The organism is Actinomyces bovis, assembly GCF_900444995.1.
GTDB classification, from domain to species: Bacteria; Actinomycetota; Actinomycetes; order Actinomycetales; family Actinomycetaceae; genus Actinomyces; species Actinomyces bovis.
The window spans coordinates 631030-643251 of record NZ_UAPQ01000001.1 but is presented as its reverse complement, the minus strand read 5'-3'; the positions used below and the strand labels follow the sequence as shown (position 1 = coordinate 643251).

Here is a 12222-nt window from a genome sequence, read left to right as displayed (position 1 = left end):
ATTCAATCCCCGCCCTTTAGTACTTCCATTGAAAGAAGCGCCAATGAAAATCGCTGTTCGTAGCCTTACCAGGCACGCAGCTGTAGGCATCGGGGCCGCCGCGCTAGCTGCCGCTGGCCTAGGCCTGATCCCCACAACCGCCGCAGCCGAGGGCAGTGCCCTAGGCAATATCAACCACGACGCCGTCGGCTCTCTGGTAATCCACAAGCACGTCAGCGGCAGCCAGGACCGGGCAGGCACCCCCGACGGCAAGACCGAAGTCAAGGCTGAAGGAGTTCAAGGGGTCGTATTCACCGCCTTCCCAATCACCAGCCTGGACCTGCGTACCTCGGCTGCCTGGGACGCTCTCAAGGGCCTTGAGGTGCCGTCCAGCGCCTGCGGCGCAGGCTCCAAGAACCCCGCCCTGAAGCTGCCTGGCGGGCAGGACGCCGTATTCGGGCAGGGGCAAGACTCGCCAGCGACGGACAACCTTGGCCAGGCGACCATCGCCAAACTGCCCGTAGCCGCCTACCTGGTGTGCGAGACCGCCACGCCCGCAAATGTGGTGCAGAAGAGCCTGCCCTTCGTAGCGACCGTCCCCTTCCCCGGCCAAGACGGCCCCTGGATCTACGACGTCAACGTCTACCCCAAGAACCGCCTCGCGGACGCACCCACCAAGACCGTCCGCGTCTCCAACCACGGTCTGGATAACGACGGCCAGCTGAACTACGAGGTGGGCCAGACCATCCCGGTGCTGGACCCCGGATTCAGCTTTAGTCAGTTCATAGTCGTGGACATCATGGGGGAGGGGCAGCCCTACGACTCCGTCACGGTCTCCGACGTGAAGGTTGGGGAAGACACCTTTGCCCGGGACGTGGACTACAAGGTGACCGTCCAGGACGGCAAAATCTACGTGTCCCTGACCAAAAAAGGGCTGACGGAAATCAAGCAGCGCCAGGGCAAGCGACTGGTCGTAACCCTGGTGACCAAGGCAATCCGGGTTGGCGAGGTATCCAACTCGGCTGAGACCCACGTGGACACCCGGCCCGGCGAGAACCCGCCCGACGAGCCTCCCCTGACCCCGCCCCCCGGTGAGGTACCGCAGCCCGCCAAGAAAGTCTTCTCCTCCTGGGGTGGTCTAGCAGCAACCAAGCAGGACAAGGAGGGCGGCAAGAGCCTCGCTGGCGCCAAGTTTGAGGTCTACAACGCCAAGGCCGCCTACGGAAACACCTGCACCCAGGAAACCGACGGCGAGGCCCTGACCGTTGCTGGCGAGAAAACCTTTACCAGCGACGCCGACGGCGTCGTGAGGATCGCGGGACTCTTTGTTGACAAGGGCGAGGCCTCCAAAGCAGCAGGCGCTGCCGAATACGGCGAGAGCGTCTGGGAACACGACAACCACCACCGCTGCTACGTCCTCAAAGAGATTGAAGCGCCGCGGGGATACAAGCTGCCTAGCGGGCGCGACGCACTCACCCCAGTCAAAGTGACTCCCGGTGAGGCGAATAACGCCGCGGAGATCGTCATCCAGAACCAGAAGCGTCCCCGCAACCCTCTGGCCATCACCGGTTTAGCCGGTCAGCTAGTGACTGCCGCAGGTGTCGGCCTTCTGGGCCTAGCCGTAGGACTGGCCATAGTCAGGCGCAGGCGTGAGGACGCTGCCGCCGCCTGAGGCCCAACTCTGCTTTTTCGTGTGAGCGGTGTGGTGTAGCGCCGCACCGCTCACACGAAAACGCGCGCCTGCACCTGAATAAGTCACCCGCCGACGGCATTAGCGGTGACTGGCCCTCCTAGATAACAAATAACCCTGATATAGGACAGCACCAGCAAAATGAGTACTACACAGTTCATATACCGCAGTAAACCCAGAAAACAGCACCGCCTAAGTGTCTTTCTCATTGTCCTTATGACCCAAGCTCTGCTGCTTGGAATCCTCACCGCCCTGCCCCACAGTCCAGTAACTCCGCCCGCAGTTGCCGCCCGCTGAGTTGGCACGATCTCCAACCTGTCCTGAAAGCAGGGAGATCTTAAGAATGGCCTCTTCTACAGCCAGAGCAACGGCTTTGCGCAGCTTCAGTTCTCGTGGAAGAGTGACAAGGATGCGCGTGAGGGAAGCACCTTCACCTTTACTATTCCCTCGGAACTGGTGGTTTACCTGGGTTCGGACAAGTTCTCCCTATACGACGGCAACGAAGAACGGCTCTTCCCAATCAACGGTGTAGGTGTCGTTTGAACCCGTCGGCTTCCAGGAGGCTGCGGGCGATGTAGTGGGTGAGGTTGCGCAAGCCCGGGGCGATGCCGCGCAGGTGTTCCAGGCGGCCGTTGATCGCTTCTGTGGGGCCGTTGGATGTGCCAGGGCGGTCGAAGAACGCGAGCACGTCGTCGGCGCGTCGAGCCAGGGTGCATCCCAGGCGGGCGACCTCGGGCAGCCCGGCCGGGACACCGGTGGCGATGGTGTCGATGAGCGCGGTCATGGTGGCCTTCCCGGTCGCTCGGTCGGGGTCGCGGTAGGCGGCGATCATCCGCTGATAGACGCTCCAGGTGACCTCGACCGCGGTGTGACGCTCATCGGCGAACAAGTCCTGCAGGCGCGTCTTCGCCCGGTCGGTGAGCAGGTCGGCGCCGGTGTGCAGGCTGCGACGGGCCCGGTACAGCGGGTCGCCGGCGCGGCCACGGCGGCCGAAGATGTCCTGCTGGGTGCGACGTCGGCACTCGTCCAGGACATCGGCGGCTAGGTGGACCACGTGGAAGGGGTCCATCACCGTCACCGCCTGTGGGACCTCCTCGACGGCAGCGGTCTTGAAACCCGTGAATCCGTCCATGGCGATGGCCTCGATGCCATCGCGCCAGGCCTGGTCGCGCTGGCCCAGCCAGGTCTTGAACACGGCCTTGGACCGGCCCTCGATCATGTCGAGCAGCCGAGCGGTCCCGGTCCCGTCGCGTACACCGGTGAGGTCGATGATGACGGTGACGTACTTGTCGCCCTTGCGGGTGTGACGCCACACGTGCTCGTCCACGCCGATGACTTTCACGCCCTCGAAGCGGGTGTTGTCGCTGATCAGGACCCTGCGACCCTCGGCCAGGACGGCGGTGTTCGCGGTGTCCCACGCCACCCCGAGCGCCTCGGCGATGCCAGACATGGACAGGTGGGCGACGACGAGCCCTTCCAGCGCCCACGCCAACGCGGTACGGGTGAGCTTGGACCGCGGGGCCGCCGCGCAGGAGAGGTCCTGGCGCCACACCTGCCCGCACCCGGTGCAGCGGTAGCAGCGCAGCCGCACCCGCAGGATCGTGGGGCGCCACCCCAGCGGCGCGTGGGCGAGTTCACGCACGGTGCTGTCCCGCACCCGCCCCTGGCACCCACACCGGCGACACCACCGATCCTGCGCGACGACACGGCAGGCCAGCACCGCCCGATCCTGGTCCACGCGTTGCCCGACGGCCTGCAGGCCCAGGTCATCCAGCCCGGCGAAGGTGGTCACGTCGGGGGTAGTGAAGGTAGCGTCGCGCATGTCGAGGTCTTCCAGATCAGCGGTGTAGGAACCTTCATCTTCGGCAGGCCTCGACCCCTACCCCAGCACCGACGCACCCACCCCCACCGCCCCCGCCGCGGCTCGACCTACACCCTCAACTGAGAAAAGCCAGTTATCTCGGTGGAGTATGCTGTTAATTACTGAAAGCGATAGGAGGAGCAGTGAAGAGAATTGTTGACTGTCATGGCTTGAGCAAGACCTACCGGGCAGGAACGATTGCGCTTGATGGTCTCGATTTTTCCGTGGAAAAGGGTGCTATCCATGGGCTGGTGGGTAGGAATGGTGCTGGTAAGACTACGTTGATGAAGTGCCTATTTAATCTGATTCGCCCCACATCCGGCACCGTTAGCGTGTTCGGTCACCCTGCTGGGCAGATGGCTCACAATGTGGGTGGGTTGATTGAGATGCCGGCTTTCTACAAGCATCTTAGTGGAAGGCAAAATTTGGCCCTATTTGCCGGATATTTCGGTGTGGACGATGCTGAATGCGGGCGCATTCTCGAACTTGTCGGGCTAGCCAATCGAGCTGGAGATAAAGCCTCGCGGTACTCTCTTGGCATGAAGCAGCGGCTTGGAATAGCTATTGCCCTTTTGGGTAAGCCCGAATTGCTGATTCTTGATGAGCCTGTAAATGGTCTGGATCCTCTGGCGATTACGGAAATCAGAGATTTGATGAGGACCCTTCGGGAGTCTGGAACTACAATTTTACTTTCCAGCCATCTGCTTGGCGAGATTGAGCAAGTTTGCGACGCCGTCACCGTCCTGGAGGCTGGCAAACTTGTGGCTACTGGCACGCCAGGGCAGCTTCGTCAACAGTTCAACGGCCAGGCTCCATTCGAGTTGCAGGTGGGGGATCTAGCTAAGGCTTCGCAGCTGTTGACTGGCATGGGCATCAAGGTTGAGGTTGACGGATCAAGTCTTCTGGCCTATCTGCCGGAGGGTGTGACTGCATCAGATTTGGTCAAGGTCCTAGTTAAGGGGGACATCGAGGTCAGGTCCGTCAAACGACGGGACTCCTTAGAGGCCGCCTATCTGTCGATGACTCGGAAGGAGCAGTGAAATGAGTGCTGTTAGTGTTCAGAAAAGCTCGTCAACAGGCTTGTGGCAGATCGTTCGCACAGATATGAAAGCGGCGAGTCTTAAGCCGGCAATTCGGATAGCCGTGCTCATCTGGGTTTTGCAGATCGTGATTTTTGCTTATGTAATTCCGTACATCCTCTACCACACTGCGACCGATGCAATCGGGCTTGAAGCTGCTGAAGCTCTACGGGCAGGCCTCGACTTATCGGTGTTGGGTGAATACGTGACTGCTTCTGTACCTCTATATGGTATTCCTGTTGGCGTGGTCGTGGGAGCCATCCTGGTCTGCAGCGACTACGAGTTAAAGACCTTGGGTGTGCTTTTGGCGAGAATCCCCAAGCGCTGGTGGCTTGGAGTTAGCCGCTTGGTCACCATGGCGGTCGTCTCCTTGATTATGGCTTTGTATTCTTTTATTGCAGCAGCTATTTGCTCCACTATTTTCACTGCTATTCAAGGCACGGGGTTCGGCTTTGATTTCGGCGGAACGATGTTGGGTCTTGGTGCCACAACTCTCGGGCTCTTCTCATATGCAGTTTTGGGGTCTCTGTTCGGGTATCTGACCAGGTCGATCCTAGGTGCTGTGATGCTCGGTCTTGGCTGGACCTTCGGTATTGAAACGCTTGGTATTGGAATGTTGGCCGGATCTTCCAACTTCTTCAAAGTCCTGCACGGGTTCACCTTGACTGGGAATATTGGTTCACTTCCGACCGCGTTGGACAGAACTGAAGTGCTTAGCGCTCTGTCTTCGCCCGGGGTGAACGCGCTGCATTCAGGCTCAGTAGCATTGCTTTTCATAATTTGCTGGCTGGTGGTTTGCGCGTCTTTGGGCACCTTTCTGCTGTGCAGAAGAGACGTATCCTAGCAAATAACTCCCACTTCTGAGTCTGCCCCCTTAAGCGATACTCGCTAACGGAAAGCAAAAACCACACCCCTGAGTGCTAAGAACTACTCGGACTATGGTTTGAGGGCTTTTCTCAGTTGAGGGTGTAGGTCGAGCCGCGGCGGGGGCGGTGGGGGTGGGTGCGTCGGTGCTGGGGTAGGGGTCGAGGCCTGCCGAAGATGAAGGTTCCTACACCGCTGATCTGGAAGACCTCGACATGCGCGACGCTACCTTCACTACCCCCGACGTGACCACCTTCGCCGGGCTGGATGACCTGGGCCTGCAGGCCGTCGGGCAACGCGTGGACCAGGATCGGGCGGTGCTGGCCTGCCGTGTCGTCGCGCAGGATCGGTGGTGTCGCCGGTGTGGGTGCCAGGGGCGGGTGCGGGACAGCACCGTGCGTGAACTCGCCCACGCGCCGCTGGGGTGGCGCCCCACGATCCTGCGGGTGCGGCTGCGCTGCTACCGCTGCACCGGGTGCGGGCAGGTGTGGCGCCAGGACCTCTCCTGCGCGGCGGCCCCGCGGTCCAAGCTCACCCGTACCGCGTTGGCGTGGGCGCTGGAAGGGCTCGTCGTCGCCCACCTGTCCATGTCTGGCATCGCCGAGGCGCTCGGGGTGGCGTGGGACACCGCGAACACCGCCGTCCTGGCCGAGGGTCGCAGGGTCCTGATCAGCGACAACACCCGCTTCGAGGGCGTGAAAGTCATCGGCGTGGACGAGCACGTGTGGCGTCACACCCGCAAGGGCGACAAGTACGTCACCGTCATCATCGACCTCACCGGTGTACGCGACGGGACCGGGACCGCTCGGCTGCTCGACATGATCGAGGGCCGGTCCAAGGCCGTGTTCAAGACCTGGCTGGGCCAGCGCGACCAGGCCTGGCGCGATGGCATCGAGGCCATCGCCATGGACGGATTCACGGGTTTCAAGACCGCTGCCGTCGAGGAGGTCCCACAGGCGGTGACGGTGATGGACCCCTTCCACGTGGTCCACCTAGCCGCCGATGTCCTGGACGAGTGCCGACGTCGCACCCAGCAGGACATCTTCGGCCGCCGTGGCCGCGCCGGCGACCCGCTGTACCGGGCCCGTCGCAGCCTGCACACCGGCGCCGACCTGCTCACCGACCGGGCGAAGACGCGCCTGCAGGACTTGTTCGCCGATGAGCGTCACACCGCGGTCGAGGTCACCTGGAGCGTCTATCAGCGGATGATCGCCGCCTACCGCGACCCCGACCGAGCGACCGGGAAGGCCACCATGACCGCGCTCATCGACACCATCGCCACCGGTGTCCCGGCCGGGCTGCCCGAGGTCGCCCGCCTGGGATGCACCCTGGCTCGACGCGCCGACGACGTGCTCGCGTTCTTCGACCGCCCTGGCACATCCAACGGCCCCACAGAAGCGATCAACGGCCGCCTGGAACACCTGCGCGGCATCGCCCCGGGCTTGCGCAACCTCACCCACTACATCGCCCGCAGCCTCCTGGAAGCCGACGGGTTCAAACGACACCTACACCGTTGATTGGGAAGAGCCCGAAGAAGTGGCCAAAGGTGTGTTTAACGGAAACGTCGGCACCTTCACCCTTACCAGCTACGCCAATACCCACTCAGATATCAAGGGCACGGCCCATATGAGCGTAGGCTGGGCTGAGTCGACCCCCAAGGATCGCAAATACGACCTGGCCTTTGATAGCTGCCGCGGGCGTGTAGGTACACTTAAAGGCCACCTGCTGCCAGACCCACCTTCAGGAGATTTTCAGCGGAGTTTCAAGACGACGGGCTTCATCTGGGAAGAGCAGAACTTGGTCATGTGGGATATTTTTGTCGCCACACCCCTTAAGGGTGACCACCGCCAGCCCGTAGTAATTAAGGACCCCGGAGGGGTTGGTTACTCCCTGTCTTGCCAGGGTGTGAGATTGGTAGATAGAACTCCTGGCCCGACCTACAAGTTGAACTTAGAAGGCAAGGCGCTTAGCTCTGACCGCTTTAGCTGTGAGTCAGACGGCGCCAAAGGCATCATCCTGAAGCTCAAGCCTGATGTCTTCGGTCGGTATATCTATTTCAAAGAGTCCCTGATGTTCTCCTTCTCAGGCCCGGTCCAGCCCTCCTACAAGGATATGGAGAAGCTGCAGAACACCGCTCGTATCACCGATGGCCCTGAGGGCAACGAGACCCTCTCCAATCACGCCACCGTTCCCGGGGCTGGTGGCCAGGGATCTGGCAAGCAGACCAGCTTCACGATCACCAAGGCGGTGGCCGGAGATGCGCCCGCCCTCGGCGGCAAATACACCTTCGAATACAAGTGCCCAAGGGGACGGCTTCACCGCGCTGGAGCCGATCGCAGCGGGCAGCACCACCACAGCCGCCCCCACCCGCACCACAAGCACCTGCACGATCCGGGAGAAAGACCTGCCTGCAGGGGTACAGGTCTCCTACTCCCTAGTGAATACGGGTTCTGGCGCCCAGCTCACCGACGCGGGCAACGGCACCGCCACGCTCAAGTTCGCCGACAACAGCACGAAGGTCGAGGTGAAGGCCACAAATACCTTCACCAAGCCCAGCTTCGCCGTCGAGAAGACGGGCACCGATGGTCCCGCCGAGATCACCTCTAATACCAACAGCCTGGTGCGCAACTACCAGGTGAAGGTAACCAACAAAGGCAAGGCGGAGGCCACCTCCCCGGCAGTCACCGACACCCCAGGCCGGCCGGAGGGCTTCACCATCTCCAAAGTGTTGGTTGACGATGTCCAGGTACCTGCAGCGGGCTCCTCCTACCAGGTCACCGCCGGCGACAAGCTTGCGCCAAATGCCTCCCAGACCCACAAAGTGCAGGTCACCTACGCCGTCGTTCCTTCCAAGATCACTGAGGCCGGGATGGCTGCTCTCGGTCAGTGCGCCGCCACCGGCCCCGCCCCGGACCCCGCCAAAGGCATCTACAACGTGGTCAAAATGGAAGGCGACGTGGACGGCATCGACAACAACGACGCCTGCACCACCGCCACCGACAAGCGCGGCACCCTCACCTGGAACAAAGTGGACACCAATGGCGGCAAGCTCGCCGCCTCCAGCTGGACCCTGACTGGCCCCAAGGAGCCTGCGGCGGGCGTCGTCGTCGCCGACTGTGTCAAGGGGCCCTGCGCCTCGGGGCCTTTTAAGGACGAGGACCCGGCTGAGGGGCAGTTCAAGGTGAGCGGGCTCGCGCCGGGTCAATACTCGATCCAGGAGAAGGACGCTCCCAGAGGGTTCAAGCCCTTGGAAGGAACCCTGGACTTCGAGGAGATCACTGCCGCCAAACCGGACGCGGTCCTGAAGGCAGCAGAAGGGAAGGTCCGGGAGAACGGCGTCATCAACCACCGCCAGGAAGGGTCAGTCACCTGGAACAAGGTGGACGCCGCCAACCGCAAGCCCCTGTCAAGCTCAGTCTGGGAACTCAGCGGGCCGCAGGTGCCGGCTGACACCAAGGTGAGCGACTGTGTGGCCGCCCCGTGTGAGGTCGGCGCTTATAAGGACGCCGACCCTCAGCCGGGGGCCTTCCGGCTCACCGGCCTGGGGCTGGGGGAGTACCGCCTAGTGGAGGCCGCCGCCCCCGCTGGCTACAAGCTGGACAAGACGCCGCGGCCCTTTGAACTCAGCGCCGCCAAGCCCGATTACCAGTTTGCTGAGGCCTTCACCAATGAGAAGACGGCCGTGCCCTTCCTGCCGCTTACCGGTGGGCTGGGTGCAGACAGCTTCCTTATTGGCGGAGGTAGCTTGGCGGTGACTGCGCTGGCCTTCGGCCTCTGGGTGCGACGGCGTTGTGAGGGTGCTGCCACGGCCTGAAACGCCCGAGCCTGTGCGATCGCGTGAGCGGTGCGGGGATACCGCGCCGCTCACGCGGTTTTGTAAGAGGCTTTGTGAGAGGGGGCGGGCGCATGGGGGCCTGGGGGCTTGGGCGCTTGGGGCGCTGGGGCTTGGGGGCGCTGACTGGGGTAGGCAAGCTTGAAAAATGGTGTTACCATAATGCTCGTGCAGTTCGAGTTCTCCTCCGCCGCAGACAAACAGGGAATCCCGCGCACGGACGCTGTGTATGCCGTGCTACATCATGCGGGTTATGCGGTACTTCCGCCTCGGCGCTCAGGTGACAAGAGCTTTATGTTCGTTGGTCTGCCCCATATGCGGGCTCTGCGTTACATTGAAGTAGGCGTCACAATCACATACCGAGGCACCTACAAGATCTTTCACGCCATGGAAGTCACCGACTGTACCGTCACCTGGTCCCGTCGGCCTGATGCCAGAGTCCGCAGTAACGAAGGAAACCAAGGAGACGACATGGTGGCTCAAAGAGATGACGAGGACACCTATTACGACGCCTACGATGAAGACATCGTCGCGGGGCGGGTCAAGCCGCTGCGGAGCTTTCACCGACATGACGCCGGCACTCGCGTAAGCGATGACGAGCTAGAAACGATCTTCCGGGGGCGTCCCAACCTTGGTGAGGTCCGGGCAACCGGCGCCGGGCGGTCTCCAGCCCGCCATGTGCGCTTCAGCCCTGCCACAGATGAAGCCCTGACCAAGTACGTCCAGGCGCGGAGCACAACCGCCAGCGCGGTTATTCGCAAAGCTGTGGAGGAGTACCTGAGGCGAGAAACCCAAGTGGTCGCCTGATCTCAGGTCCATTCGGACAACCTTCTGCCGTTCGGACAACCTTTCGCGCGGTCGTAGGTTGTCTAAAGGGCGGAAGGTTGTCCAAAGACTGTCGTGTTCGCCGGACAGGTTCTACGCCGTGTGTGCTCCGCGGGTTGCGTGGGTCTGCCGTTTGCGCAGGTAGTGGGGGCCTGCAACCGCGTCAGCCGTAGCCCGGTCAGCACGCGCTGCCGTCCGGGGCCTGACAAGAGTGTGTTTGTGGGGCATAATGGTAGGGAGCCACCCGGCTGTAACCCGGATGGCTCCCCGAGGTAGGCGGCTCAGTCGAACCACTTACCGAGGGCATCCAAAAGGACACTGACGGCCCGGATAAGGCGAGCGCTGGAGTTAATGATTGCGCTCACTTTCCGGGCCGTTTCCTTGTCCTGTTGGACTTTCTTGCCCTTGCCCTTGGGTTTGGACATGGCCCTCACCTCCTCCCTGGCTCCTTTCCTCCCCGGCTGGACACTGGGTGATCCGGGGGAAGGTGCCGAAGAAGGCAGCCCAATCGTAACCAAAGGCCTAACGAACATCTTTGGGTCCAGTGGACAACCTTTACCTGTTTGGACAACCGAACGCCCTTTGGACAACCTTTCGCGCGGTCGTGGGTTGTCCGAACGGCAGAAGGTTGTCCGAACGGGGGAAGGTTGTCCGAACTCTGTGGGGGACTTGTCGTGTGGGGCTGCTGTGAGGCTCTAAGGGGAGCGCGGCTGGCAGGCGGGCCCCAGGCAGGTATGCGCAACATGCCCGAGCGCGGGCGGGCCCCAGGCAGGCAGGCGCGACACGCCCAGGCGCGAGCGGCACCCCCCGAGCAGACACACGCGACACGCCCGAGCGCGGGTGTCGGGTGGGCGGTCTCACAGCTTTGCGGCTAACACCCCACCGCCCCCCGCTGATACCGTTGGCTGGCCGAAGCGGAGCAGTCCGCCGAAGCCACCTCCCGGGGTCGTCCTGGGAACCAGTCTGACGGACCCGGTTACCGCCGGGTTTCCGTGTGTCCGGACCGGCCACATCCACCTTCACAGCGGAGCTTGAGTACGTCGCCTCTCGCGACACGCCCGAGCGCGTGGACCGGTCATCGAAAGTAAGAGAGGTTAGGCGCCATGGCGGGACAGAAGATCCGCATCCGGCTCAAGTCCTACGACCACGAGGTCATTGACTCCTCCGCGCGCAAGATCGTTGACACGGTCACTCGCGCCGGTGCGACGGTCGTGGGTCCGGTGCCGCTGCCGACCGAGAAGAACGTGTTCTGCGTCATCCGGTCGCCCCACAAGTACAAGGACAGCCGCGAGCACTTTGAGATGCGCACCCACAAGCGGCTGATTGACATCGTTGACCCGACGCCGAAGGCCGTCGACTCGCTCATGCGTCTCGACCTGCCCGCCGACGTCAACATCGAGATCAAGCTCTGAGGTTCCACGACATGACTACGCACACCACGCCGGCGCCCGCCGCGCCCACCAAGGCGCTGCTTGGCACCAAGCTCGGCATGACGCAGGTCTGGGACGAGAACGGGGTCCTGCGCCCCGTCACCGTTGTCCGCGTCGACAAGAACGTCATCACCCAGATCCGCACCATCGAGACCGATGGCTACGAGGCCCTCCAGCTGGCCTACGGCGAGATCGACGAGCGCAAGCTCACCAAGCCCCTCAAGGGCCACTTCGCCAAGTCCGGTGCCGCCCCCCGCCGCCACGTCGCGGAGGTTCGCACCTCCCTCACCGGCGAGTACGAGGCCGGCCAGGAACTCGGCGCCGACGTCTTTGAGACCGGCCAGCTGGTCGACGTCACCGGCACCACCAAGGGCAAGGGCTTCGCGGGCGTTATGAAGCGTCACGGCTTCGCCGGCGTCTCCGCCTCCCACGGTGCCCACCGCAACCACCGCAAGCCCGGCTCCGTCGGCGCCTGCGCCACCCCCGGACGCATCTTCAAGGGCCTGCGCATGGCTGGCCACATGGGTCACGTCCAGCGCACGGTCCAGAACCTCAAGGTCCGTGGCGTCGACGCCGAGAAGGGCTACCTCCTCGTCAACGGTGCCATCCCCGGCCCCAAGGGCTCTGTGGTCGTCGTCCGCACTGCCGTGAAGGGAGCCTGA

General features: G+C 62.7%; 11 protein-coding genes. 9 read left to right on the top strand and 2 right to left on the bottom strand.

The genetic code is table 11. The annotated features are described in order from the left end of the window. Nucleotides 1–43: 43 nt before the first annotated feature. Together DR039_RS02850 and DR039_RS11210 are read left to right on the top strand one after the other, a co-directional pair. Entirely contained in the window at nucleotides 44–1651 is a 1608-nt protein-coding gene (locus DR039_RS02850; protein WP_111835858.1) for a SpaH/EbpB family LPXTG-anchored major pilin, read from the top strand. 159 nt (nucleotides 1652–1810) lie between these two features. Beyond that, entirely contained in the window at nucleotides 1811–1966 is a 156-nt protein-coding gene (locus DR039_RS11210; protein ID WP_170166915.1) for a hypothetical protein, read from the top strand. Nucleotides 1967–2189: 223 nt separating this feature from the next. On the opposite strand, the gene DR039_RS02845 is transcribed toward DR039_RS11210, so the two are convergent. Then, nucleotides 2190–3491, bottom strand: coding sequence for an ISL3 family transposase (locus DR039_RS02845; RefSeq protein WP_111835855.1), 1302 nt, complete (start codon nucleotides 3489–3491; stop codon nucleotides 2190–2192). Between the two features lie 209 nt (nucleotides 3492–3700). Here DR039_RS02845 and DR039_RS02840 point away from each other — a divergent pair, with 209 nt between their 5' ends. The 5 genes from DR039_RS02840 to DR039_RS11450 all read left to right on the top strand — a co-directional run bounded on the left by DR039_RS02840 (nucleotide 3701) and on the right by DR039_RS11450 (nucleotide 10112). Further along, nucleotides 3701–4570: an ABC transporter ATP-binding protein gene (locus tag DR039_RS02840; protein WP_170166914.1), complete on the top strand. Its 870-nt coding sequence runs from the start codon at nucleotides 3701–3703 to the stop codon at nucleotides 4568–4570. 1 nt (nucleotide 4571) lies between these two features. After that, nucleotides 4572–5453, top strand: coding sequence for a hypothetical protein (locus DR039_RS02835; protein WP_111835856.1), 882 nt, complete (start codon nucleotides 4572–4574; stop codon nucleotides 5451–5453). A 235-nt stretch (nucleotides 5454–5688) separates the two neighbouring features. Further along, entirely contained in the window at nucleotides 5689–6990 is a 1302-nt protein-coding gene (locus tag DR039_RS02830; RefSeq protein ID WP_111835855.1) for an ISL3 family transposase, read from the top strand. Nucleotides 6991–7730: 740 nt separating this feature from the next. Continuing rightward, complete coding sequence (locus DR039_RS02825; protein WP_111835854.1) at nucleotides 7731–9287, top strand: MSCRAMM family protein; 1557 nt, start codon at nucleotides 7731–7733, stop codon at nucleotides 9285–9287. Between the two features lie 186 nt (nucleotides 9288–9473). Beyond that, entirely contained in the window at nucleotides 9474–10112 is a 639-nt protein-coding gene (locus tag DR039_RS11450) for a ribbon-helix-helix domain-containing protein (protein WP_229116745.1), read from the top strand. 299 nt (nucleotides 10113–10411) lie between these two features. Here the strand turns inward: DR039_RS11450 and DR039_RS11205 are convergent, their stop codons facing one another. Next, nucleotides 10412–10555, bottom strand: coding sequence for a hypothetical protein (locus DR039_RS11205; protein WP_170166913.1), 144 nt, complete (start codon nucleotides 10553–10555; stop codon nucleotides 10412–10414). 678 nt (nucleotides 10556–11233) lie between these two features. Here DR039_RS11205 and rpsJ point away from each other — a divergent pair. Continuing rightward, nucleotides 11234–11542 (top strand): 30S ribosomal protein S10, encoded by a 309-nt coding sequence (gene rpsJ, locus DR039_RS02810; protein WP_006946210.1) that lies wholly within the window; start codon nucleotides 11234–11236, stop codon nucleotides 11540–11542. A gap of 11 nt (nucleotides 11543–11553) precedes the next feature. Further along, on the top strand, nucleotides 11554–12222 hold the full coding sequence (gene rplC, locus DR039_RS02805; RefSeq protein ID WP_111835852.1) for a 50S ribosomal protein L3: 669 nt from the start codon (nucleotides 11554–11556) through the stop codon (nucleotides 12220–12222).

Bases quoted from the DNA above. Each gene is read 5' to 3' on its own strand.
- DR039_RS02850 (WP_111835858.1), top strand. From the start codon at position 44: ATGAAAATCGCTGTTCGTAGCCTTACCAGGCACGCAGCTGTAGGCATC.
- DR039_RS11210 (WP_170166915.1), top strand. From the start codon at position 1,811: ATGAGTACTACACAGTTCATATACCGCAGTAAACCCAGAAAACAGCAC.
- DR039_RS02845 (WP_111835855.1), bottom strand. From the start codon at position 3,491: ATGCGCGACGCTACCTTCACTACCCCCGACGTGACCACCTTCGCCGGG.
- DR039_RS02835 (WP_111835856.1), top strand. From the start codon at position 4,572: ATGAGTGCTGTTAGTGTTCAGAAAAGCTCGTCAACAGGCTTGTGGCAG.
- DR039_RS02830 (WP_111835855.1), top strand. From the start codon at position 5,689: ATGCGCGACGCTACCTTCACTACCCCCGACGTGACCACCTTCGCCGGG.
- DR039_RS02825 (WP_111835854.1), top strand. From the start codon at position 7,731: ATGCGCCCGCCCTCGGCGGCAAATACACCTTCGAATACAAGTGCCCAA.
- DR039_RS11205 (WP_170166913.1), bottom strand. From the start codon at position 10,555: ATGTCCAAACCCAAGGGCAAGGGCAAGAAAGTCCAACAGGACAAGGAA.
- rpsJ (WP_006946210.1), top strand. From the start codon at position 11,234: ATGGCGGGACAGAAGATCCGCATCCGGCTCAAGTCCTACGACCACGAG.
- rplC (WP_111835852.1), top strand. From the start codon at position 11,554: ATGACTACGCACACCACGCCGGCGCCCGCCGCGCCCACCAAGGCGCTG.